21 protein-coding genes are annotated in these 22,936 nt (G+C 71.6%); 7 read left to right on the forward strand and 14 right to left on the reverse strand.

All coding sequences use genetic code 11. From position 1 onward, the window contains the following. The first annotated feature begins 2 nt into the window (after positions 1–2). The 5 genes from BLQ63_RS05600 (at position 3) to BLQ63_RS05620 (ending at position 7,265) form a co-directional block, all read left to right on the forward strand. Positions 3–1,727, forward strand: coding sequence for an ATP-binding protein (locus BLQ63_RS05600; protein ID WP_091029842.1), 1,725 nt, complete (start codon positions 3–5; stop codon positions 1,725–1,727). Positions 1,728–1,738: 11 nt separating this feature from the next. Further along, positions 1,739–2,893: an exonuclease SbcCD subunit D gene (locus tag BLQ63_RS05605; protein ID WP_091029846.1), complete on the forward strand. Its 1,155-nt coding sequence runs from the start codon at positions 1,739–1,741 to the stop codon at positions 2,891–2,893. Next, positions 2,894–5,326 carry an AAA family ATPase gene (locus BLQ63_RS05610; protein WP_091029850.1) on the forward strand — a complete coding sequence of 811 codons (2,433 nt, stop codon included), beginning with the start codon at positions 2,894–2,896 and terminating at the stop codon, positions 5,324–5,326. Positions 5,327–5,503: 177 nt separating this feature from the next. Then, positions 5,504–6,271 (forward strand): carbonic anhydrase, encoded by a 768-nt coding sequence (locus tag BLQ63_RS05615; RefSeq protein ID WP_091029854.1) that lies wholly within the window; start codon positions 5,504–5,506, stop codon positions 6,269–6,271. 70 nt (positions 6,272–6,341) lie between these two features. Continuing rightward, positions 6,342–7,265, forward strand: coding sequence for a hypothetical protein (locus BLQ63_RS05620; protein WP_091029858.1), 924 nt, complete (start codon positions 6,342–6,344; stop codon positions 7,263–7,265). 94 nt (positions 7,266–7,359) lie between these two features. Here the strand turns inward: BLQ63_RS05620 and BLQ63_RS05625 are convergent, their stop codons facing one another. The 7 genes from BLQ63_RS05625 to BLQ63_RS05655 form a co-directional block, all read right to left on the reverse strand. Beyond that, complete coding sequence (locus BLQ63_RS05625; RefSeq protein WP_218125075.1) at positions 7,360–8,058, reverse strand: aggregation-promoting factor C-terminal-like domain-containing protein; 699 nt, start codon at positions 8,056–8,058, stop codon at positions 7,360–7,362. Positions 8,059–8,377: 319 nt separating this feature from the next. Continuing rightward, positions 8,378–9,397 (reverse strand): HAAS signaling domain-containing protein, encoded by a 1,020-nt coding sequence (locus BLQ63_RS05630; protein WP_091029862.1) that lies wholly within the window; start codon positions 9,395–9,397, stop codon positions 8,378–8,380. A gap of 39 nt (positions 9,398–9,436) precedes the next feature. After that, positions 9,437–9,823, reverse strand: coding sequence for a hypothetical protein (locus tag BLQ63_RS05635; protein ID WP_091029865.1), 387 nt, complete (start codon positions 9,821–9,823; stop codon positions 9,437–9,439). Positions 9,824–9,833: 10 nt separating this feature from the next. After that, complete coding sequence (locus BLQ63_RS05640) at positions 9,834–10,172, reverse strand: PadR family transcriptional regulator (protein WP_091029867.1); 339 nt, start codon at positions 10,170–10,172, stop codon at positions 9,834–9,836. 102 nt (positions 10,173–10,274) lie between these two features. Continuing rightward, positions 10,275–11,741 carry a glutamate--tRNA ligase gene (gene gltX / locus BLQ63_RS05645; RefSeq protein WP_091029870.1) on the reverse strand — a complete coding sequence of 489 codons (1,467 nt, stop codon included), beginning with the start codon at positions 11,739–11,741 and terminating at the stop codon, positions 10,275–10,277. Continuing rightward, on the reverse strand, positions 11,734–12,525 hold the full coding sequence (locus BLQ63_RS05650) for a fumarylacetoacetate hydrolase family protein (RefSeq protein WP_091029872.1): 792 nt from the start codon (positions 12,523–12,525) through the stop codon (positions 11,734–11,736). Before BLQ63_RS05650 ends, gltX begins: the two co-directional genes overlap by 8 nt. 114 nt (positions 12,526–12,639) lie before the next feature. Continuing rightward, positions 12,640–12,981, reverse strand: coding sequence for a hypothetical protein (locus BLQ63_RS05655; protein WP_091029875.1), 342 nt, complete (start codon positions 12,979–12,981; stop codon positions 12,640–12,642). 191 nt (positions 12,982–13,172) lie between these two features. On the opposite strand from BLQ63_RS05655, the gene BLQ63_RS05660 reads away from it, so the two are divergent. Next, positions 13,173–14,306: a PQQ-binding-like beta-propeller repeat protein gene (locus tag BLQ63_RS05660; protein WP_143014772.1), complete on the forward strand. Its 1,134-nt coding sequence runs from the start codon at positions 13,173–13,175 to the stop codon at positions 14,304–14,306. Positions 14,307–14,462: 156 nt separating this feature from the next. Here the strand turns inward: BLQ63_RS05660 and cimA are convergent, their stop codons facing one another. The 7 genes from cimA to rimO all read right to left on the reverse strand — a co-directional run bounded on the left by cimA (position 14,463) and on the right by rimO (position 21,601). Beyond that, on the reverse strand, positions 14,463–16,094 hold the full coding sequence (cimA, locus tag BLQ63_RS05665; protein WP_245680858.1) for a citramalate synthase: 1,632 nt from the start codon (positions 16,092–16,094) through the stop codon (positions 14,463–14,465). 279 nt (positions 16,095–16,373) lie between these two features. Continuing rightward, positions 16,374–17,150: an LPXTG cell wall anchor domain-containing protein gene (locus BLQ63_RS05670; protein ID WP_091029883.1), complete on the reverse strand. Its 777-nt coding sequence runs from the start codon at positions 17,148–17,150 to the stop codon at positions 16,374–16,376. A gap of 55 nt (positions 17,151–17,205) precedes the next feature. Continuing rightward, positions 17,206–18,006: a phage shock envelope stress response protein PspM gene (gene pspM, locus BLQ63_RS05675; protein ID WP_091029887.1), complete on the reverse strand. Its 801-nt coding sequence runs from the start codon at positions 18,004–18,006 to the stop codon at positions 17,206–17,208. An 18-nt stretch (positions 18,007–18,024) separates the two neighbouring features. Beyond that, entirely contained in the window at positions 18,025–18,891 is an 867-nt protein-coding gene (locus BLQ63_RS05680) for a PspA/IM30 family protein (RefSeq protein WP_091029892.1), read from the reverse strand. A 148-nt stretch (positions 18,892–19,039) separates the two neighbouring features. Then, positions 19,040–19,474: a helix-turn-helix domain-containing protein gene (locus tag BLQ63_RS29580; RefSeq protein ID WP_091029894.1), complete on the reverse strand. Its 435-nt coding sequence runs from the start codon at positions 19,472–19,474 to the stop codon at positions 19,040–19,042. 55 nt (positions 19,475–19,529) lie between these two features. Continuing rightward, the gene (gene pgsA / locus BLQ63_RS05690) at positions 19,530–20,111 is read right to left on the reverse strand and encodes a CDP-diacylglycerol--glycerol-3-phosphate 3-phosphatidyltransferase (RefSeq protein WP_245680859.1); all 582 of its coding nucleotides are present in this window, start codon (positions 20,109–20,111) and stop codon (positions 19,530–19,532) included. Further along, positions 20,108–21,601 (reverse strand): 30S ribosomal protein S12 methylthiotransferase RimO, encoded by a 1,494-nt coding sequence (rimO, locus tag BLQ63_RS05695; RefSeq protein WP_218125077.1) that lies wholly within the window; start codon positions 21,599–21,601, stop codon positions 20,108–20,110. Before rimO ends, pgsA begins: the two co-directional genes overlap by 4 nt. 247 nt (positions 21,602–21,848) lie before the next feature. On the opposite strand from rimO, the gene BLQ63_RS05700 reads away from it, so the two are divergent. Beyond that, on the forward strand, positions 21,849–22,934 hold the full coding sequence (locus BLQ63_RS05700; RefSeq protein WP_091029897.1) for a hypothetical protein: 1,086 nt from the start codon (positions 21,849–21,851) through the stop codon (positions 22,932–22,934). Positions 22,935–22,936 lie beyond the last annotated feature (2 nt).

Consider the following 22,936-nt stretch of genomic DNA (forward strand, 5'->3'; position numbering starts at 1 on the left):
CGATGAGTGAATCGGTGGGCCGCGTGCTCGGCACGGAGGACGCGACGCCCCTGTCGTTCTGGGTCGGCGTCGGCCCGGAGTCCTACGCCCAGCTCGACGACGTGCTCACCACCGAGCGCCAGGTCCCCGGGATCGGCACCGTCCGCATCTCGGGCGTGGTCACCGCGGTCCGCTCGCGCCACGAGGGCGCGCAGTTCGACTCCGACGTATTCGACATCGCCGGGGGCCTCCTCCCGGCCCAGGTGCAGGAGGCCGCCGAGGTCACGGTCACCCGGGTCGAGCCCGAGGTGTTCGTGCCCCCGCGCCCCGGCGCCGAGGTCCAGCGCGCCTCGGGAGAGGACCGCGACCGGGCCCTGTACTTCGACGGCATGAGCCGCCAAGTGCCCCTTGGGTTCTCGCGGGACGGCCAGCCGGTGTTCCTCAACCCCGACTTCCTCGACGGCACCCGCGGCGCGCACGTCTCGATCTCGGGCATCTCCGGCGTCGCCACGAAGACCTCGTTCGCGACCTGGCTCCTGTACTCGCTGCTGCACTCGGGCGCCCTCGGCGCCGAGGCCGCGAACACCAAGGCGCTCATCTTCAACGTCAAGGGCGAGGACCTGCTGCTCCTCGACCACGACAACACGAAGATCGACGACTCGATCCGCGACACGTACCGGCGCCTCGGCATGGAGCCCGGCGCGTTCAAGTCCGTCGAGGTCCTCGCCCCGCCGCGCGAGGGCGACGCCAACGGCGTCCCCGACGTGGCCTGCCGCTCCACCGGCGTCGACGCGTTCTACTGGACGCTCTCGGAGTTCTGCCAGCTGAGCCTGCTGCCGTTCGTGTTCGCCGACGGCGACGACGACCGCCAGCAGTACACGATGGTCGTCCACCAGGTCGCCGCCCGGCTGCGCAAAGAGGCCCGCCCCAAGGACAACGGGGCGGTCGCGCTCGACGGGCGGCTGCTCACCTCCTACCGCGACCTCGTCGACCTCATCTGCGAGCGCCTCGCCGACGACGAGACCCGCACCGAGTGGGCCGGGTCGGCGATCGGCCTGGGCACCGTCAACGCGTTCATCCGGCGCCTCATCGCCTCCGGGCGCGACATCGGCCGCCTCATCCGCGGCGACCTGCCGCCCCGCGGCCTCGCCCTCGCCTCCGACGCGCAGGTCACCGTGGTCGACCTGCACAACCTGCCCGACCGGGCCCAGCGCTTCGTCGTCGGCGTCGTGCTGCGCACCGAGTTCGAGCGCAAGGAGAAGGCCGGGTCGGCCCGGCCGCTCCAGTTCGTCGTCCTCGACGAGCTCAACAAGTACGCGCCGCGGGAGGGCACCAGCCCGATCAAGGACATCCTGCTCGACATCGCCGAACGCGGCCGCTCGCTGGGGGTCATCCTCATCGGCGCCCAGCAGACCGCATCCGAAGTGGAGCGGCGGATCGCCTCGAACTCGGCGATCCGCGTCGTCGGCCGGCTCGACGCCGCCGAGGCCACGCGCCCCGAGTACGGCTTCCTCACCCAGGCCCAGCGGATGCGCGTGCTCATGGCCAAGCCCGGCACCATGTTCGTGGCCCAGCCCGAACTCCCGGTGCCGCTCGTGGTGAACTTCCCGTTCCCCGCCTGGGCCACCCGCCCCGCCGAAGCCGGCTCCGCGCCCGCCACCGCGCGGCCGGGCCGCTCGATCTCAGCGACCGCCAGGGTCGACCCGTTCGACCTCGCCGGCGACGACGAAGACGACATACCGTTTTAGGAGCGCGAGCCTTGCGGATTCTGCACACTTCCGACTGGCACGTCGGCGTCACCATGAAGGGCCGATCGCGCCTGGACGAGCAGCGCGCCGTCTTCAAGCAGATCGTCGACGTCGCCAGAGACGAACAGGTCGACCTGGTCATCGTGGCCGGGGACCTGTTCGACACCGCCTCGCCCTCCAGCGAGGCCCAGAAGCTCCTGACCGCCGCGCTCTCGGCCCTGCACAAGACCGGGGCCGAAGTCGTCGTCATCGCCGGGAACCACGACAACGGCAGGGCCCTCGACGCGCTGCGCGAGTGGGCCCACGCCGCCGGCATCCACCTGCGCGGCAGCCTCGGCAAGGCCGCCGACCACCTCGTCACCGGGGCCACGCGGGACGGCGAGCGCTGGAAGATCGCGGCCCTGCCGTTCATCGCCCAGCGCCACGCCGTGCGGGCCGCCGAGCTGTTCGAACTCGGCGCGGCCGGCGCCGAGGCGAACTACGCCGACCACCTGCGCCGGCTCGTCGCCGCGCTCACGCAGGACTTCGGCGCCGACACCGTCAACCTGTTCACCGGTCACCTCACCGTCGTCGGCGGCAAAGTCGGCGGCGGCGAGCGCGAGGTCCACACCGTGGCCGACTACGCCGTGCCCGCCGCGATCTTCCCGCCCACGACCAGCTATGTCGCCCTGGGCCACCTGCACAAGGCGCAGGCCATCAACGGGCCCTGCCCGATCCGGTACTCCGGCGGGCCCCTCGCGGTCGACTTCGGCGAGGAGGACCACACGCCGAGCGTCACGATCGTCGACGCGTCCGCCGGGATCCCCGCGCGGGCGCGGACCGTCCCGCTCACGGCCGCCGTCCCGCTCCAGACCGTGCGCGGCACCCTCGCGGACCTCGCGAAGGCCAAGGTGGACGAGCGGGCGTGGCTGCGGGTGTTCGTGACCGAGCCGGCCCGCGCCGGACTGCGCGGCGAGGTCGCCGACCTGTTCCCGCGCGCCGTCCAGATCCACATCGACCCGGTGATGCGCATGGACGCCGCGACCCCGCGCCAGCGGCGGTCCGGGCGCAGCCCCGGCGAGCTGTTCACCAGCTACCTCACCGAGAACGGCCACGACGACCCGGCCGTGGCCGGGCTGTTCGCGAAGCTCTACGAAGACACCCAGACCGTCGCCGAGGAGGCCTAAGTGCGTCCTATCCGACTGGACCTCCAGGGATTCGGCTCCTACACCGGGTCCGAGACCTTCGACTTCACCGACACCGATTTCTTCGCGCTCACCGGGCCCACCGGCGCCGGGAAGTCCACCGTGCTCGACGCGATGTGCTTCGCCCTGTACGGGCGCACGCCGCGCTGGCGCGTGAACACGACGCAGAACGCCATCGCGCCCTCGGCCGTCGAGGGCCGGGTGCGGCTCGTGTTCGCCGCCGCCGGAACGAACTACGTGGCCACCAGGATCCTGCGGCGCGACCGCAACGGCAAGGTCAAGACCACCACCGCGGCGCTGGAGCAGCTGCCCGGCGGCGTGAACCCGGCCGACGACGGCGAGCTGGTCGAAGGGCTCGGCAAGGCGCTCGCCGGAAGCCCGAGCGAGGTCAGCACCGCGGCCGAGCGCGTGATCGGGCTGCCGTTCGAGCAGTTCACCAAGTGCGTGCTCCTCCCCCAGGGCGAGTTCGCGGAGTTCCTGCACGCCTCGCCCGCCGACCGGCGCAAGATCCTCGAGAACCTCCTGGGCCACAGCGTCTACCGGCGCGTCCAGCAGCTCGCCGGGGCGAAGCGGGACGCCGCGACCACGGCGATGAAGACCCTCGAAGCGCAGCTGGCGCGCGTCCCGGTGGTGTCCGACGCCGAGATCGCCGCGGCCGCCGAACGCGTCGAGCAGTTGGAGAAGCTCACCGAACCGGTGCGGGACAAGGCGACCGCGCTCGACGGGCTCGCCGCCGCGGTCGAGACCGCGCGCCGCCGCTTGAGCGAGGCCGAGTCGAACCTCGGATCGCTGACGTACATCAAGCAGCCCGAAGGGGTCGTCGACATCGCGGCCCAGATCGCGAGCGCGAACGGCGCCGTGACCGAGAAGGCCGCCGAGGTCGAGGCGACCGAGGCCGAGGACGACCGGCTCCGGACCGAACTGGACGGACTCGACCTGGCGCTCATCGAACGCCAGATCAAGGCCTGGGCCGAACTGGGCGAGACCGAGTCGAAGCTCAAGACCGGCCAGGAGCTGACCGAGGAGCTGCGCGACCAGTTCGCCGAGGCCAAGGAGCTCGAGGAGGCCGCGTCCGAAGAGGTCGAGATCCAGCACGCCTCGCTGCACAAGATCCGCATGGCCGAACTGGCCGGGACCCTCAGGGCCGGCCTGGAGGTCGGCGACGAGTGCCCGGTCTGCGACCGCCCGGTGGAGACCGTGCCCGAGCACGACCTGTCGGAGTCGATGCAGCAGGCCGAGGAGGCCTCGCGCACCGCGACGAACGAGTTCCGGGACGCGCAGGCCGCCGTGGTCGCGCTCCAGACGAAGCTGGAGAACTACGAGGAGCGGCTCACCGAGCTGCAACTGGCCCAGCGGCGGCTGAAGAAGAAGCTCGAAGACGTCCCCGAACCCGCGGCGCTGCAGGCGAAGCGGGCCTCCTCGGAGGAGGCGCGGCAGCAGCTGGCCGGGACCGGGGCGGCGCTCAAGGCCGCGCGGCGGGCCCTGCGGGAGGCCGAGAAGCGCAAGGCGGCCGTGGACGAGCGGCGGCAGCGGGCCTGGAAGGAGTTCCAGCACGCGCGCGACCAGGTGGCCGTGCTCGGCCCGCCGGCCGCCGGCGACGACCTGGCCGCGAGCTGGGCGAACCTGACCGACTGGGCCGCGGCGTCGCTGGAGCGCGCGGAGGCCGAGCGCGAGGCCGCCCGCACCGAGCTCGCGAGCCTGGACGGGCGGGCGGGGACGCTGCGGAAGGAGCTGCGGTTCGCCTTGGGCGAGTTCGACGTCGACGTGCCGCGTTCGGGCACCGGCGGGGACTACGTCGGCCGCCACGCGGCCGCGGTCGAGTCGGCGCGGGCCGCCTCGGCGCGGCTGGTGGAGACGCGGAACCAGCGCGTCGACCTCGACGCCGACACCCGCAAGTACCAGCACGAGGCGGAGATCGCGAAGGCGCTCGCGTCCCACCTGGAGGCGCGCCGGTTCATGGAGTGGCTGCTGAGCGAGGCGCTGGACGAGCTCGTGGCGGGCGCGACGCTGATGCTCAACCGGATCACCGGCGGCCAGTACGACCTGATCTACCGCGACCAGGACTTCTGGGTGGTCGACCATCACGACGCGGACATGGCGCGCCCGGCGCGGGGCCTGTCGGGCGGCGAGACGTTCGCGGCGTCGCTGTCGCTGGCGCTCGCGCTGAGCGACCAGCTCGCGAGCCTCGCGCGGCACGGGGCGTGCCTGGAGTCGATCATCCTGGACGAGGGCTTCGGGACGCTCGACCCCGAGACGCTCGACGCGGTGGCGACCACGCTGGAGGCGCTGACGCTCTCGGCCGGGCGGACCGTGGGCCTCATCACCCACGTGCCGGAGCTGGCCGAGCGGGTGCCGGTGCGGTTCCGGATCACCAAGGACGCGAAGGGCTCGCACGTGGAGAAGACCTGGAGTTAGGCCGGGCCCGGACCTGGCGCGCGAGGGACGTCCTCGGTCGCGGCGCGGACCCCCGCCGCCGACGGTCGAAGCGCCATGCGCCCGCGCTGACGGCCGGTGAGGGACCCGACTGTGCCGCAATGTACTCGCGGCCGGTTCACCGTCCGTTCAACGCGGACGCGGGAGTACTACAGGAGCATGAGCACATTGCACCTTCGCGGCAGCCGCCGCAGACTCCTCACCGGCGCCGGCACCGTGGGCGCCGGCGCGATCGCCCTCCTCACCCTCGACGCCTGCGGCGGGGGCGGCGGCGAGGGCGCCGCCGCCCAGACCGCTCCCGACGCACCCGACCTGACCGGCCTCGAATCGGCCGAGGACATCTGGCAGGCCCTCCTCGACGGCAACCGGCGCTGGGCCGACGGCGCGGCCGTCCACCCCCACACCGACGAGGACCTCCGCGAGGAGCTGGTCGAAGGCCAGGCGCCCCGCGCCGCGGTCTTCACCTGCGTCGACTCCCGCGTCGCGCCCGAACTCGTCTTCGACACCGGACTGGGCGACCTCATGGTCACCCGCACCGCCGGGAACGTCTTCGACCCCCTGGTCTCCGAGTCCGTCTCCTACGGCCCCGCCGCCCTGGAGGCCCCGCTGCTGGTCGTCCTCGGACACCAGAAATGCGGGGCCGTCACCGCCGCCCACGAGGCGCTCCTGGCCGAGGTGGAGGGCGCCGAGCCCGAGGACCACGGGTACGCGCTCCCCGAGACCGTCAACGCCCTGCGCCCGGCCTACGAGGCGGCCGCGGGCGGGCCAGGGGACCCGGTCGACGCCATGATCGAGGCGAACGTCCTGTTGACCGTGGAGGCGCTCAAGGCGCACCCGAACCTCGCCGAGCGGGTCGCCGACGGCGCGCTCACCGTGGTCGGCGCCGTCTACTCGCTCGAGACGGGCCTGGTCGCCGAGGTCTCCTGACCGCGGGGCGCGCGGGCGTCGACGCTGAGCAGTACGCTGGGCCGCAACCGTTCCGGAAAGTTGGTGCGCCTTGCAGATCACCGTCGACGCCTGGGACCCGTCCTTCGCCGACAATCCCGAGTCGCCCTCGAGCAAGAACCAGGCGATCGTGGAGCCCTCGGTCGAGCTCGATCCCGCCGACTGGCGGCCGATCGACGCGCCCGCGAACGGGCCGCGGCGGATCGTCGTGGTCGACGGCGTGCGCCGCGTCGATGCGAGGGTCGAACTCATCGACGACGGGGAGCGCTGGCCGGGCGTGTGCGTGTCCTGGGCCGCGGGAGCGGTCGCGTGCGATCTGGACGGCAGGAACTCGGCGGTCACCGAGGCGGCCGTGGAGCGCGGCCTGTTCGCCGCCGTCGACCCCGGCGCCGACTTCGGGCGCTATCCGCACCGGGAGGTCGAGTCCGCCGACCCCGCCGAGCTCATCGGCGCCGCGCAGGCGGCGATGGCCGAGCTGGAGGCGAAGGTGGCCTCCATGGTCGCGATGGACGCCGAGCTGTCGGTCCTCGACGGTCCGCTGCGCGGGCGCACCCGGCTGCCGAACTCGGTGGGCTACATCAAGAGCCATCAGCGCGCCTACCTGCCCAAGCAGCTCAACGTGGTCGTGGAGCGGCTCAAGCCGGGCCAGCGGACCCCGGTGTTCCACCTGACCTCGGGCTGGCCGCGCTACACCTGGTACCTGCGCCTGCCCGGCACGTCCTCGCGCGGCTGGGCCGGGGTCGCCCGGATCGAGGCCGCGACCGACCTCTCCGAGGAGGCCGCGATCGCCCTGGCGGACGCCACGGCGGCGTCGCTGCCGCCGCTCGGCTCGGCCGCGCACAAGGACGCGCGAGCCCCGCAGAACCTCACCCCGATCGCCGGGCTCGAACGCCGGCTCAAGCGGATGCTCGGCGACCCGCGGCTGCTCCTGCGCTCGGTGCGCGCCGCGTCCCTGGAGACCGGCGGACCGTCCTAGCGCCGCTCCCGCCGGAGAACGACGGGAGGCCCCGGCGCGATGCGCCAGGGCCTCCTCGGGTCAGCGAACTCCGGGGTCCGCGTGAAATGCAGGTCTAGTACCAGCCGTTGGACTCGCTGTGCGCCCAGGCGCCGCACGGGCTGCCGTAGCGGCCCTCGATGTACTCCAGGCCCCAGGCGATCTGGGTGGCCGGGTTGGTCTCCCAGTCGTCGCCGTTGGCGGCCATCTTGTCGCCGGGGAGCGACTGCGGGATGCCGTAGGCGCCCGAACCGGAGTTGTAGGCGGACTCGTCCCAGCCGGACTCGCGGTCCCACAGGCTCACGAGGCAGCCCACTTCGTCCATGCCCCAGCCGGCGTCGAGGGTCATGGTGCAGCCGATGGCCTTGTTGCCCGAGTACTCGGAGCAGTCGCCGGAGACCTCGACGGAGGTCCCGGAGTCGTCGGAGGAGTCCTCGACGGGCGCTTCCTCTTCCTCCTCCTCGACGGGGACCTCGGCGGCCTCGGCCTTGGCGGCGGCGGCCGTGCCGCCCTCCTTGACCGGGAGGATGCTCTCCATGGGGTCGACCTGGTCCCACTGGCGGTCGGCGTCGCCGGCGTCGGCGACGATCTCGGCCGCGAGCAGATCCTGGGCGGTGGGGTCCTCGGTGTTGATGATCGCGGCGCTGGCGCTGCTGGCGGTGCCGAAGGCGACCAGGACGGCGACGCCGGACGCGAACACCCGGGTGCGCACGACGTGCCGCAGGCCGCCGGGTCGGCGGTCGTCGGATCGGTGCCTCGCTCGGGAGGGCTTCATGCGGGTAAACATCGGGGTAACCCTAGAGACCCGCGATCGCGGAACCGTACCGCTCGGTAACGGCCCCAACACGGCACATTGCACGCCGCGAGCGAAGCCATCGGGTGACCGTCTCGTCCGATAGCGCCCCTATCGCGCGTTCCGCGGCAAAGGCCGGAAACCCGGGCGATCGGGCTCCCCCGAACGGCCCATTGACGCCCGCCGCGGCTCCCTACCTTCTTCCACTTAGGTCCACCGAGATCAACGTCACAACCGCTCGGATCGGACGCGAAAGCGGCCCCGCCGGTCGGCGGGGCCGCTGCCGTACGCCATGAACCGGCTACTCCGTGGTGGGTCCGTCGGCGGTGGGCGCCGCGGACTCCTCCGTGGTCGAGGAATCGTCGGTCGCCGCGCCCTCCGGCGGCGCCGACTCGGACGGGTCGGCCGTCGGCTCCTCGTCCTCGGGGACGCACAGCGGGTACTGGTATCCCAGGTCGACGTCCGGCTCCGCGGTCATCGCGTCGTAGGGGCCCTCGACCGTGAGGTCATCGGCCGTGGGGGTCTCGAACGGGTTCGACGGGGGCAGCGAGCACAGGGTCGGATCGCCGATGTAGAGCGGATTGCCGTACTCGTCGAGGAGGTACACCCCGGTGAGGAGTTCGCCGTCCGCGCTGTACGGGTAGACGTCCTCGGGTCCGTAATACCCGTACTCGTCGACGAAGGCGCCGTCGTCCACATAGTCGTAGCCGATGTAGGTGGACCCCAGGGCGCTCGCGGCGGCGACCCAGAGCAGGGCCAGCCCGCCGAGGTTCAGCGCCCACCGGCCGGCGGGGCGCCACGCGGTCGAGCGGGTCCCCAGTCGCACGGAGCACCAGATGAGCACGAGCGAGAGCACCGCGAGCCAGAAGAGGGTCACCGCCGAGAACAAGTAGGCGCCCAGCAGCGAGTTGCCGACGTACACCGCGACGACGCCCGCGCCCGCGAGGCCTCGCAGGACCCACCATGCGGGCCGCAGGGACTTCCAGAACTCCAGGAACGGTCCCGCGCCCGCACTGACGGTGTACCGGTCGGCGAGACCGCCCACCCGGGCCAGCGCGGCGGTGACCTTCTCCCGCGCCGGTGCGTTCCCTTGCGCCGCATCGATCTCGGCGGCCTCGCGCAGTTCGCTGGCGTAAGCCTCGGGGGACCCGAGGCGTTCGGCGAGGGTCGCGCCCGGCTCGAGGTCGGCCGCCACTTCGGTCAGGTGCGTCTCGAGGTCGGCGAGGAGGTCCTCGCGAACGGGTGCGGGGAGGTCGGCGAGGTGTCGCCGGACCGCGGACTCGTAGTCCGCGACCTCGTCGGCCCGGGGTGTGTCGGTCATTGGTCTGCCCTTCTTGAAAACCGTGGATGCCGGCCGGCGTCAGCGGGCCAGGCCGGTGAAATACGCGATGGCCAGGAAGACGCACCAGGCGCCCGCGGCTATCAGGACGGCGGTGATGAGTCCGTGCAGAGCCCACCAGCCCGGTCGGAGGGTCGCGGCGATCGCGGCGGCGCGGCCGGTCCACTCGCCGCGGTACAGGCGCGCGGCGAGTCCGGCGCGTCGCAGCTCGACGGTGTCGCGCAGCCGCGTGGCGCAGTGCTCGGCGCTGCCGAGCCGCAGGTCCGGGGATTCGCCCGGGGCGAGCGCGGCGGCGGCCTCGGCGAGGCGGGCCCGGAGGTCGGCGCGGACGTGGTCGGGCAGGTCGGCGAGGTGGCGCTCGACGGAGGCCTGGTAGGCCGCGATGGGATGGGGGGTCATCGTGGTCATGGCGGGTTCCTTACTCGGGGGTCCCGGGCCGGGGGGTGTCGAACAGGGCCTGCATCTTGTCGCTCACGTCGACCCAGGCGTCCTGCATCTGGCGGAGGTACTTCGTGCCGGGCTCGGTGAGCGCGTAGTACTTGCGGTGCGGTCCGGCGTCGCTCGGCTGCACGTAGGTGGACAGGTATCCGGCCCGGTAGAGGCGGCGGAGCGTGCCGTAGACCGAGGCGTCGCCGAGCTCGTCGAACCCGGCCGCGCGGAGGCGGTGCAGGATCTCGTAGCCGTAGCCGTCCGCGGTCTCCAGGACCCGCAGCACGATGATGTCGAGCAGGCCCTTGAGCAGTTGCGATCTATCCACGCCTTCCACAGTACCATGCAATGCACAGTACTGCGTTACGGCAAGTCCCTGGAGACGGCGACGGCCCCGCCTCGCGGCGGGGCCGTTCCTCGTTGCGGCGCTTTAGAAGGTCGCGAGCGCGGCGCGCAGGCGCGCCAGGCTCACGTCCCTGCCGAGCAGCTCCATCGACTCGTACAGCGGCGGCGAGACGGTCTTGCCGCTGATCGCCACGCGGACGGGGCCGAACGCCTTGCGGGGCTTGAGGCCCATGCCGTCCACGAGGGCGCCCCGCAGGGCCTCCTCGATGGCCGCGGTGGTCCACTCGACGCCGTCGAGGGCCGCGATCGACGCGTTCAGGACGTCCGCCGCGTCGTCCTTGAAGGTCTTCTTCGCACTGTCCTCGTCGATCGCGACCTCGGTGCCGCAGAACAGGAAGCGGAGCATCTCCACCGCCTGCGAGAGCGTCGTGCACCGCTCCTGCACCAGCGGGACCGCGACCTGGAGGACGTGCGCCTCCTCGGGGGTCGGCTCGGCGCCGACCAGGCCGGCCTCGGCCAGGCGCGGGAGCAGCATGCCGGTCAGCTCGGCCGGGTCGACGCCGCGGAAGTGGTCGGCGCAGATCGCGTCGAACTTCTTCTCGTCGAACCTCGCCGGGTTCGACTTCACGTCGTGCAGGTCGAAGGCCGCCAGGAACTCCGCGACGGTGAACACGTCGCGGTCGCCCGAGATCGACCAGCCGAGGGTCGCCACGTAGTTGAGCACGCCCTCGGGCAGGTACCCGGCCTCCTTGTACTGCAAGAGGTTCGAGCGCGGGTCGCGCTTGGACATCTTCTTGCCCCGCTCGTCCACGATGAGCGGCAGGTGCGCGTACTCGGGCACGCCGTCGGCGAGGCCGAGGTCGACCAGCGCGCGCCACATGACGATCTGGCGCGGCGTCGAGGGCATGAGGTCCTCGCCGCGGGTCACCATGTTGACCTTCATGAGCGCGTCGTCGACCGGGTTGGTCAGGGTGTACAGCGGCGAGCCGTCGGCGCGGGCGATCACGTAGTCGGGCACGGTCCCCGCGGGCGTGGTCACCTCGCCGCGCACCGCGTCCTGGAACGCGATGTCCTCGTTCGGCATCCGCATCCGGTAGACCGGCTTGCGGCCCTCGGCGCGGAAGGCGGCCTTCTGCTCCTCGGTGAGGTCGCGGTCGAAGTTGTCGTAGCCGAGCTTCGGGTCGCGGTTCGCGGCCTTGTGGCGGGCCTCGACCTCCTCGTTCGTGGAGAAGGCCTCGTAGGCGTAGCCGCCTTCGAGCAGGCGCTCGATGACGTCGGCGTAGACGTCGAGGCGCTGCGACTGCCGGTAGGGCGCGTAGGGCCCGCCGATGTCGGGGCCCTCGTCCCAGGTCATGCCCAGCCACGAGAGCGCCTCGAGCAGCTGCAGGTAGGACTCCTCGGTGTCGCGCGCCGCGTCGGTGTCCTCGATGCGGAACACGAACTCGCCGCCCTTGGCCCGGGCGTAGCCCCAGGAGAACAGGCAGGTGCGCACCAGGCCCACGTGCGGCGTCCCGGTGGGGCTGGGGCAGAAGCGCGTGCGGACTTTACTCACTGGGAACCACCTTGTTGGAGAGCGTGCCGATGCCGGCGACGGAGACCGCGACGGTCTCGCCGGCCTGGAGCGGCCCGACGCCGGCGGGCGTGCCGGTGAGAACCACGTCGCCCGGCAGCAGCGTCATGATCTGGGAGACGTAGGCGACGAGCGCGGGCGGGTCGAAGACCATGTCCTTGGTCGAGCCGAGCTGGCGGACCTCGCCGCCCACCTCGCAGCGGATCTCGGTGTTGGCGATGTCGGCGCCGTTCTCGAGCGGGTCGGTCTCGATCCAGGGCCCGAGCGGGCAGAACGAGTCGAAGCCCTTGGCGCGCGTGAACTGCACGTCCTGCTGCTGGAGGTCGCGGGCGGTCACGTCGTTGGCGCAGGTGTAGCCGAAGATCGAGCCCTTCGCGGCCTCGCGGTCGAGGCCGCGGGCGCCGGGCAGGCCGATGACGACGGCGAGCTCGGCCTCGTGCTCGACCTGGTCGGAGACGGCCGGGAGCCGGATGTGCTCGCCGGGGCCGATGACCGAGGTGGAGGGCTTGAGGAAGATCAAGGGCTCCTTGGGGACCTCGTTGCCCAGTTCGGCGGCGTGCTCGGCGTAGTTGCGCCCCACGCAGACCACTTTGGACGGGAGGATGGGCGCGAGGAGGCGCACGTCCTCCAGCGCCCAGCGCTGGCCGCTGAGTTTGATCTGCGCGAAGGGGTGGCCCTCGATCTCGGCGGCGGTGGCCCCCGGGCCCTCCCCTTCGAGGATGGCGAACGACATGCCGGTCGGTTGAGCGATCCGCGCGATCCGCACAGTCGGCCCCTCTCTGAGACTGGTTCGAAACCTTGCGGGCCCAGCTTAGTTCGGGGTCGGGCGGGATCGGACGCACACCGGACGCGGAGCGTTCCGGTCACTGCGCCGGTCGGGCTACCTCAGGAGGAGGAACAGCACGACGATGACGAGGGTGCCGATCAGGGCGCCGACGACGACGCCCATGCCCAGGCGCCGGACCTTCCCGAACATGCCGATGAAGAAGCCGAGCACGCAGGTCAGCGGCGCGGCGACGAGGAGCGAGAGGGCGGTGGCGCCGAGGCGGACCTTGACGGTCTCGCCGATGTCGCCGACGAGGACGAAGCCGAGCGCGACGGCGAGGACCACGAGGATCACCAGGCCGAGGAAGAAGCCGGAGCCGAAGCGGCGCCGTCCGTACACGGCCGAATCCGCGGCACGGGCGGCCGCGCGGGCGCGATCGGTCTTGTAGGAAGTCACCTTTCAACTGTAGTACGGCTCGGCCAGGTCCTGGGTGACGGCGTTCGCGGCGTTGCGGTGCCGCGTCGCCCCCGACGCGGTCCGTTGTGGATTCGGCCCCGTGTGTCGGCCCGCACCCCCGGTTCGGGTGACGCGCCGTCCCGAATGCCCGGCGAGTCGCCAGGCGCGTGCAAGACTGCCGTATGCGCCGAATGATCACACTTTTCGTATTGCTCGGGGCCGTCTTCCTCACCCAGACGCCTGCCGGAGCGATCGACTCGAGCCTGCCGCAGGCCACCGCGTCGTTCAACGACCAGGTGTACAAGGTGGCCTACGACGGCGACATCGTCTACTCGGGCGGGATCTTCACCCGCGCCCGCAACACCGACGGGAAGTTCTCCGACCGCACCTACCTCGCGGCGGTCAATTCCAAGACCGGCGCGCTCCTGCCGTTCGCGCCCGTCCTGGACGGTCCGGTCCACGAGGTCAAGACCGCCGGCGGCTACCTGTACATCGCCGGGAAGTTCACGCAGGTCGACGGGGTGGCCCGCTCGCGCGTGGCCCGCTTCGACCTCGACACCGGGAAGCTCGACACCGCCTGGCAGGCCAAGCCGTCGGCCACGGTCTACTCGATCGAGCCGGTCGGCTCCACGGTCTACCTGGGCGGCACGTTCACCACGGTGGGCGGGTTCGCGCAGCCGCGCCTGGCGGCCGTGAGCGCCACCGACGGCAAGCCGGTCACCGGCTTCACGCCGCAGGTCGGCGAGGGAGCCGTGCGCGACCTCCAGTCCGGCCACGGCCGCCTGTACGTCGCCGGGGCCTTCAGCCTCCTGGGCGGCGACAAGAAGTACGGGAAGCTCGGCGCGGTGCATCCGACGTCGGGCGCGGTCGACACGGCGTTCGTCTCCAAGGTGTACGTGCTCACCCGGGAGGTCGTGGTCGCGGGCGACCGGGTCTTCGCGGCGCTCGACGGGCGCGGCGGCGAGATCCGCGCGTTCAAGACCTCGGGCGAGACCCTGTGGTACCAGGCCGTCGACGGCGGCATGCAGACCGTCGAGGTGTGGGGGAACTCCGTCATCGGCGGCGGCCACTTCGACAAGGCCTGCGTCACCAACCACGCCGGCCCGCTGGGCCAGTGCGTGGACGGCGTCAAGGCCGAGCGCGGCAAGCTCCTGGCCGTCGACATGAACGGGCAGCTCCTGGACTGGAATCCGGGCGCGAACGGCGTGGTCGGCGCGTGGGACGCCACGGCGAACCCGTCGGGCGCGAACCTGGCCGTCGGCGGGTCGTTCACGACCTTCGGCGGCGGCACGACCGAGCAGAAGCGCCTCGCCGTCTTCGACTGACCCGCAGCGTGAAAGGGCCCGTCCGTCTCGGTGGTTCGAGTCGGACGGGCCCTTCTTTCCACCCTCCCGCGCGATCGGCGCGGGCCGGGCTGCGGCGCGGCCTCGTGGGCCGGCCCCGTTCGGTGTCGCTTGTGGCGTGTCGGTGGGAGGGACGTCTCAGCGGCGGTTGAGGCCGTAGGCGAGGCCGTCGGACAGGGCGTTCCAGGAGGCCTCGATGAGGTTGGGGGCCACCCCGACGGTGGTCCACTCGGACTCGCCGTCGCTCATGGAGACCAGGACGCGGGTGACCGCGTCGGTGCCGGTCGAGCCGGCGAGGATGCGGACCTTGAAGTCGGAGAGCGTGAGCTCGGCCAGGCGCGGGTGGCGCGCGGCCAGGGCGCCGCGCAGCGCGGCGTCGAGGGCGTTGACCGGCCCGTTGCCCTGGGCGGTGGCGATGACGCGCTCGCCGTCCACGTCGAGCCGCACGGTGGCCTCGGCCACCGTGGTGCCGTTGGGGTCGTGGTCGACGATGACGCGGTAGGTCTCCAGGGCGAAGGGCCGGGGCAGGCCGCCTTCGACCTCGTCGCGGACCAGCAGCTCGAAGGACGCGTCGGCGGCCTCGAAGGACCAGCCCTTGGATTCGAGCTCCTTGACGCGGCCGGTGATCCGGTCGAGGGCGCCCTTGTCGCCGGAGAGGTCGATGCCCAGTTCGCGGCCCTTGAGCTCGACGGAGGCGCGCCCGGCCATCTCGGTGACGAGGATGCGCATGTCGTTGCCGACGACCACGGGGTCGACGTGGTTGTACAGCGCCGGGTCGGCCTTGATCGCGGAGGCGTGGATGCCGGCCTTGTGCGCGAACGCGGCGTGGCCGGTGTAGGGGGCGTGCTCGTCGGGGGTCATGTTCGCGATCTCGGCGATGGCGTGGGAGATGCGGGTGAGCTTCCCCAGGCCGCCGTCGGGCAGGACCTTGCGGCCGAGCTTGGTCTCCAGGTTCGCGATGACGCTGAACAGGTTCGCGTTGCCGGGGCGCTCGCCGTAGCCGTTCGCGGTGCCCTGGACGTGCATGACCCCGGCCTGTACGGCGGCGAGGGTGTTGGCGACGGCGCAGCCGGTGTCGTTCTGGGCGTGCATGCCGAGGCGGACGCGCTCGGCGGGGAGGACGGCCTCCAGGCGGCGGCGCAGCTCGGTGACGGCCTCGGTGATGTCCGAGGGGATCCGCCCGCCGTTGGTGTCGCACAGGACGACCGCTTCGGCGCCGGCTTCGAGGGCGGTCCGGACGACGAGGGTCGCGTACTCGGGGTCGCTGCGGAAGCCGTCGAAGAAGTGCTCGCAGTCGATGAAGACCTGGCGGTCGTGCTCGCGCCCGGTGCGCACCGAGTCGCCGATCATCGCGAGGTTCTCTTCGGCGGTGGTGCGCAGGGCCTGCTCGACGTGGCGCATGTCGGACTTGGCGACCAGGCACAGGACGGGGGCGCGCGAGTCGAGGAGGGCGCCGAAGCCCGGGTCCTCGGCGGCGCTCGATCCGGCCCGGCGGGTCATGCCGAAGGCGACGAGCTTGGCGTGCTTGAAGTTCAGCTCCTCGGCCGCGCGGGAGAAGAACTCGGTGTCCGAGGGGATCGCGCCGGGCCAGCCGCCCTCGATGTAGTCGACGCCGAGGTCGTCGAGGAGTTCGGCGACGGCGAGCTTGTCGGCGACGGAGTAGCGCAGGCCCTCCATCTGCGCGCCGTCGCGGAGCGTGGTGTCGAAGACGTGGAAGTCCCCGCCACGATGGTCATCCGAGCCGCCGGCTTGCGGGTCTGATTGCGTCACTTGGTGCTCCAGGTTCTGTATGTCATCGGCGCCGCCGCTGCGCAGCCGACCTGAACGTTCGTTCGCCCTGAACGAAAAAGACCCCCTGCGGGCGCAGGAGGTCTGGCGTTCGGCGGCGGCATCTATCGAAGGTGCTCCGCGGAACGCCCGCAGCTAATCATGAGCTGGAAGGTCACGAATCGAAGTATGCCACCGGCCATGGGGGCGAGCCAGAATTTCCCGCATCGTGGGATTCAGTGTGTCGCGTTGAGGAGTCGGCCGGTGGCGCAGCAGGATCGGCTACCAGTGCCCGCGCAGGGCCCGGCGGCGCTGCCGCCACAGGACGAGCGCGGTGCCGCCCGCGAGGGCGATCGCGCCGGCCCCCACGGCCGCGCCGACCGCGGCCCCGGTCTGCGGCAGTTGCGGTGCGGGAGCGGGAGACTCCTGCGAGGGCGCCTCCGAGGGCGACGCGGAGTCGGAGGGGGTCTCGCTCGGCGGGCTCGAGGGCGGGACGTCGGGCCCGGCCGCGAACAGCCACTCGTGGGAGTGCCTGCTCTCGGACACGTCGAGGGCGAAGACCTCGGCGCCTCCGGTGGGGACGCCGCTGTGCTCTTCCCTTGCGGGCGCGCCGGTCTCGGAGGCCGCCTCCTCGCCGGCCTCGTCGTGCTCGAGCCCCATCAGGTAGCCCTCGGGCGTGGCGAAGCGGTAGTCCGCGTTGGCGGGGACGGTGTCGTAGACGACCGACCAGGGTTCGGCGTCGGCGCAGTCGACCAGGTCGAGGCGCGCGTGCACGCCGTCCGACAGGCCTCCGGCGTCCAGGCACTCGCCGCTCTCGTGGTGGACGAGCCGGTACTCCCCGAGCGGCGTCAGCGCCTCCTCCGCGACCGGCTCCAGGACCCACAGGGAGCCCTCCTCGCCCAGATGGGCGCCCCGGTCCTCGTCCCAGGCCAGCGGGAACTGCGGAAAGTCCTTGAGGTGGATGAGCACCGGACCGGACGGGATCTCCTGGGCCGAGGCGGGCGCGGAGGAGAGGACGACGGCGGCCGCCGCGACGGCAGGGAGCAAAAGGAACTTCACAGCCGAATTAGATCAAATGAGACATGCTCGGGTCATCGGCCCGCGCATCGGGCGCTCAAGCGGTGGCGTCGCGCCGGGGGTCGATGCGGCCGTGGATCTCGCTCGCGGCGTCCCCGGCCGCGCGGAGGCGGTCGGCGGCGTCGGTGAGCAGGTCCATGGTCTCGTCGGCTCGGTGGTCGGTCAGGGCCTGCTGCAGCCCGATCGACCCGGCCAGGCACTCCCCCGCCGCGCTGACCATGTCCTCGTAGGCGGCCACGCCGGCCTCCAGGCGGGCGACCATGCGCGCGAGGTTCGCCTCCATCCCCGCGTGCCTGGTCTCGGGCGCGACGGCCATGGCCTGCTCGACGTCCTTGACGCCCAGTGCGAGCCGGTACAGGTCCTGCCCGGCCTGCGCGGCCCCGGCGAGGATCGCGACCGCCTCGGGATGGCCGTCGAGGCGCTGCGCCATCTGCTCGGCGGCGATCGAGGCCTGCTCCAGCCGCTCGTACGGGCGCAGGGCCCGGCTGCGGCGGAACTGGGCCTTGATGCGGCCGCGGCGGATCGCCTCGGCGGTCTCGCCGAACAGGCCCCGGGCCTCTTTGGACAGCCTCGCGGGGCCGTGGATCTCGAGCGAATCGCGTTCGGACGCGGGCAGGGCCCGGGCCAGGCGGCGGTAGTCGAGCCAGCGCACCACGGCCATGGCGCTGGAGAAGCCGGCGACGGTGATCCAGACGCCGTCGATCCCGCTGGGCCCCAGGTACGGCGTGAAGAACGCGCCGCCGGCGACCGAGCCGCCGGCGACGGTGGTCCAGAACTTCGCCGAGGACAGACGGGCCCGCAGGCGCTTGAATGCGCGCTTGCGGGCCTTGGCGTCCACGGAAGGGGCTCCTCTTGACTAGCTGTTGGTCTTGTCGGCGGCCTTGTCCGGCTCCGCGGTGCCCTCGTCGTTGCCGAGGGAGGCGCGGATGTCGGCGAGGCGGGCGTTCGTGGCCGACTCCTTGGACTCGATCGCGGGACCGGCCTTGGGGCCCGAGAGCTGGTCGCCCTCGAGCGAGGCGCGGATCTGCTCCAGGCGGGAGACGCCGGCCATGTCGCGCGTGGCCCGGTTGACTTCCAGGAGGCGTCCCTCGACCGAGTTGGAGGCGAGTTCGGCGCGGCCCATCGCGTTGGAGTAGCGGCCCTCGATCTTGTCGCGGATCTCGTCGAAGTTCGGCACGTTGCCGGGGGCGGCGGTCTGCGACATCGACTCGAGCGAGGAGGCGATCGTCTCCTGCATCTTGGCCTGCTCCAGCTGCCCGAGGAGCTTGGTGCGCTCCTGGAGCTTCTGCTGCAGGATCATCTGGTTGTTCTCGACGGCCTTCTTGGCCTGGTCGGCGGCGGTGAGCGCCTGGTCGTGCATCACCTTCATGTCCTCGAGGGACTGCTCGGTGGAGACCAGCTGCCCGGCGAGGATCTCAGCGGTGGACTCGAACTGCTGCGCCTTCGCCTCGTCGCCGTCGGCGCGGGCCTTGTCCGAGAGCACGAGCGCCTGGCGCGCCTGCGCCTGGAGCCGCTCGACCTCGGACATCGATCGATTCAGCTTCATCTCCAGCTGGCGCTGATTGCCGATCACCGAGGCGGCCTGGCCCACCAGCGCCTGGTGCTGCTTCTGCGCTTCCTCGATCGCCTGCTGGATCTGGATCTTGGGGTCGGCGTGCTCGTCGATCTTCGCACCGAAGAGCGCCATCATGTATTTCCAGCCCTTGACGAACGGATTGGCCATTATCGGGGTCCTTCCGGTGGAGCCTTGGCGAAGCTCGCGAGCCATAGATTAGCAATGCAACGCCGACCTGCCTCTAGTGTCGGACATGGGCGCCACCTCTGCGGGACACGGTGACGCCTCAATCGCAAAACTACATCATCGGTCGCGTTCAGGCTGCCGCGCGGACCACCGAATCGGTCACCTCGCCCCGGCGGTGCCGAGAACGGACCTGCGCGATGGAAGCGGGCGACGACGGCGACGTGTGACGGCGGCGGCGCTGGGACTCCTCGGCGAGGTCCTTCTCACGCGGCAGCAGCATCGCGACCTGGCGGCTCTGCGCGTCGCGGCCCGAGGACGCGGCCTCGCCGCGCTCGTGGGAGGCGACTTCGCGCGAGACCTCGGCGAGGACCTCGGACAGGCGCACCTGGAGGGCGCCGCACACCGAGGCCAGGAGTTCGCTCGACGGCTCCTTGTGGCCGCGTTCGATCTCGGAGAGGTAGCCCAGGCTCACGTTGGCCTGCTTCGAGACGTCGCGCAGCGTCCGCTTCTGGGCGCGGCGGCGGCGCCGCAGGGTCTCTCCCAGCAGTTCCCGCAACAACACCATGAGACTCTCCTCCGCGCCGCAATAGCTCAAGTGAGCGTAAGTGGGTCCTGCAAGCCTAGCTCGTTCGCTTCGGCCCGCTCTCCCTCGATTTGAATGCTTTCCAGAGGTAATCCATTCCCGTCAGCACTGTGAGGATCAGCGCGGCGCCCATCAGCCACAGGCCCACGCCGTCGAGCGGGGGCGGCCACGGGAACAGGTACCAGGACACCGCCGTGATCTGCAGCACCGTCTTGAGCTTGCCGCCGCGGTCGGCCGACATCACCACGCGGCGCACGACCGTCATGCGCCACACCGTGATCCCCAGTTCCCTCACCAGGATGACCACGGTGATCCACCAGGGGAGGTCGCCGTAGTAGCTCAGGAGCACCAGCGCCGTCCCGATGAGCGCCTTGTCGGCGATCGGGTCGGCGAGCTTGCCGAAGTCGGTGACGAGGTTGCGCGAGCGCGCCAGCCAGCCGTCGACGAAGTCGGTCGCCGAGATGAACACGAACAGCACGCACGCGGCGATCCGCCAGCCCGAGTGCTCCATGCCCGACAGGGCCACGAACACCGCGAAGACCGGCACCAGGAAGATCCGGGCCACCGTCACCACGTTCGCGATGTTCCACGGTGAGACCGGCTCCTCCTGAGTGGTCACCAGGCCTCCTCGACGATCTCCGCGACCAGGTCCACGCCGTGGGAGTCCACGACCTTCGCGGTCACGAAGTCGCCGACCTCGAGGCCGTCGACCTCGCCGACGAGCGCGATCGTCCCGTCGACCTCGGGCGCCTGGTGGGCGCCGCGCCCGTCCACGCCGTCGTCTTCGACGGCCTCGACGAGGACCAGCATGGTCTCGCCGACGCGCTCGGCGGCGCGCTGGCTGACCAGCTCGTCGACGAGCATGGACACGCGGGTGTGGCGGTCGGCGACGACGTCCTCGTCGACGTGGCCGTCGAGGTCGACCGCTTCGGTGCCGTCCTCGTCGGAGTAGGCGAAGACGCCGGTGGAGTCGAGGCGGGCCTCTTCGAGGAAGCCCATGAGCTCCTCGACGTCCTCCTCGGTCTCGCCGGGGAAGCCCACGATGACGTTGGTGCGGGCGCCGGCGAGCGGGTCGACGTCGCGGATCTGCTTGAGCACGGCCAGGAAGTTCTCGGTGGAGCCGAAGCGGCGCATCCGGCGCAGGACCTTCGCGGAGGAGTGCTGGAACGACAGGTCGAAGTACGGCACGACCTTCTCGGTGCGCTGCATCGCCTCGATGAGGCTCGGGCGCAGCTCGGCGGGCTGCAGGTAGGAGAGGCGGATCCACTCGATGCCGTCGATCGCGGACATGCCCTCCAGCAGGTGCTCGAGCGCCTGGGAGTCGGCGAGGTCCTTGCCGTAGGAGGTGGTGTTCTCCGAGACGAGGTTGAGTTCCTTGACGCCTTCGGAGGCGAGCCAGGCGGCCTCGGCGAGGATCTCCTCGGGGGTGCGGGAGACGAACGAGCCGCGGAAGGACGGGATCGCGCAGAAGGTGCAGCGCCGGTCGCAGCCGGAGGCGAGCTTGAGGTTCGCGACGGGCCCGTCGCTGAGGCGCTTGCGGACCACCGCGAGGTGCTGCGGGGCGCCGGCGGCGAGCGCGGCGCCGTCGGCCTGGGCGGCGCGCGAGTGGCCGGGGACGACCGCGGCGGCGCTCTGGCGCGCGGCCGGGGCCAGCGGCAGGAGCTTGCGGCGGTCCGAGGGCTGGTGGGACTCGATGGTGCGCCCGGCGAGGATGTCGTCGAGGCGGGCGGCCATGTCCGGGTAGTGGTCGAAGCCGAGCACGGCGTCGGCCTCGGGGAGGCTGTCGGCGAGTTCGCGGCCGTAGCGCTCGGCCATGCAGCCGGTGGCGACGACCTTCGCGCCCGTCGCGGAGGCGTCCATGAGGACGTCGATGGACTCGGTCTTGGCCTGCTCGATGAAACCGCAGGTGTTGACCATGACGACGTCGGCGTTCTCGCCGTCGTCGCTGAGGGTCCAGCCTCCGGCGGCCAGGCGCGCGGCCAACTCCTCGGAGTCGGTCTCGTTGCGGGCGCAGCCGAGCGTCAGGAGCGCGACGCTCTTGCCGGCGGGCGCGGCGTCGCCGTCGGATGCGGTCGGGGCCTGGGAACGGGTCGAATGAGCTGGAGACACCAGGAAAGCGTACCTACCGGCGCCCCGGATGCGCCCGCGCGGCGGGCAGGGCCACACTCCGGACTGTCGGTACAGTGGCGGACCTTACGTCCCGGCCCGGCCGGCTCGTCCGCTCCGGGCGGCGCGGACGGCCCGGCTGGGGCGATTGCGCCGAATGCGACGCGGACAATCCGGGCCATTCATGTGCCGTCTGCGCAGGGACAACATCGGTTCACAACCCATTGCGGCCATACCTTAGGCTTGTTCCATGTCCCCCAAAGACATCGCCCCCGCCAGCCCCAACGCCGCCCGACGCACCGCCTTCGCGGTGCTCGCGGCCGCCGCCGCGCTGTCCGTGTCCGCCTGCGGCGAAGCCCCGACCGGCACCCTCCACACCCGTGCCGGCTACACGGTCACCAGCGACGAAGTGCCCGTCTCGGTCTGCCCGGCCGAAGGCGAGCACCGGTTCGCCGGCGACGAAGGCCTGCTCGTCGGCGCGCACTTCGCGCTGCGGGTCGAGTGCGTGGCCTCGTTCGCCGAGATCCCCGCGGACTTCCAGCTCGAGTACGTCCTCGGCGAGAACGTCCAGCTGTACTCCCCCGAGCCCGGCTACGAGTTCACCCTCGTCCAGTTCGCGCCCGACCCCGGCAAGGCCCCTCCGTTCACCGTCAACGACGGCGGGGACCTCTCGGCGACCCTGAAGGTCGGCGACGAGGAGTGGGACTTCAACGGCGCGGTGCCCGCGCCCGGCGCGGTCTACCTCACCGTCGCGAAGAAGGACGCCCCGATCTCGCTGGAGGTCGTGGACGCCGAGCGGACCCAGACGATCGACATGCGCGAGCGCACGCGCACGGGACTGATCGAGGCGCTCTACAACGGGTCCACGAACATCGTGAACACCGACGTGGTCGAGAACTCCGTCGACGGCTACACCTCCACCGGCAGCTACGAGTACTGGTTCGACGACTGGCAGTACTCCACGCAGTTCACCGTCACCCGCGAGGTCTTCGAGCCCGACACGGGCTGGGTCGCCGAACCCGACCGCGCCCGCCTGGGCATCACGTTCGGCTGGCTCCACTCCGGCAGCGGCCTCGAATGGTCCATCGACCCCGAAGAGGCCCTGAAGGTCTCCGGGCCCGAGGGGGCGCTGACGGCGACCGCGGTCGACCACGTCGACGAGGACTGGAGCGACGGCATCTGGCGGACCTACACCCTCCAGTACGACGTGCCCGCCTCGGCGCTCGCGTTCGAGCTGAAGTTCCACCCCGAGGGCCCGGTCCAGTGGCCCGAGGAGGACATCTCGCTGCCGATCACCGGCGACAAGACCCACGACATCAGCGTCAGCTTCGAATAGGC

It is taken from the genome of Glycomyces harbinensis (assembly GCF_900101745.1).
In the GTDB taxonomy this organism is placed as follows: Bacteria; Actinomycetota; Actinomycetes; order Mycobacteriales; family Micromonosporaceae; genus Glycomyces; species Glycomyces harbinensis.

Excerpts from the sequence above, each read along its gene's own strand:
- BLQ63_RS05680 (WP_091029892.1), bottom strand. The coding sequence starts at position 18,891 with ATGGCCAATCCGTTCGTCAAGGGCTGGAAATACATGATGGCGCTCTTC.
- BLQ63_RS05615 (WP_091029854.1), top strand. The coding sequence starts at position 5,504 with ATGAGCACATTGCACCTTCGCGGCAGCCGCCGCAGACTCCTCACCGGC.
- BLQ63_RS05700 (WP_091029897.1), top strand. The coding sequence starts at position 21,849 with ATGTCCCCCAAAGACATCGCCCCCGCCAGCCCCAACGCCGCCCGACGC.
- BLQ63_RS29580 (WP_091029894.1), bottom strand. The coding sequence starts at position 19,474 with ATGGTGTTGTTGCGGGAACTGCTGGGAGAGACCCTGCGGCGCCGCCGC.
- BLQ63_RS05660 (WP_143014772.1), top strand. The coding sequence starts at position 13,173 with ATGATCACACTTTTCGTATTGCTCGGGGCCGTCTTCCTCACCCAGACG.
- BLQ63_RS05630 (WP_091029862.1), bottom strand. The coding sequence starts at position 9,397 with ATGACCGACACACCCCGGGCCGACGAGGTCGCGGACTACGAGTCCGCG.
- BLQ63_RS05600 (WP_091029842.1), top strand. The coding sequence starts at position 3 with ATGAGTGAATCGGTGGGCCGCGTGCTCGGCACGGAGGACGCGACGCCC.
- BLQ63_RS05625 (WP_218125075.1), bottom strand. The coding sequence starts at position 8,058 with ATGAAGCCCTCCCGAGCGAGGCACCGATCCGACGACCGCCGACCCGGC.
- BLQ63_RS05635 (WP_091029865.1), bottom strand. The coding sequence starts at position 9,823 with ATGACCACGATGACCCCCCATCCCATCGCGGCCTACCAGGCCTCCGTC.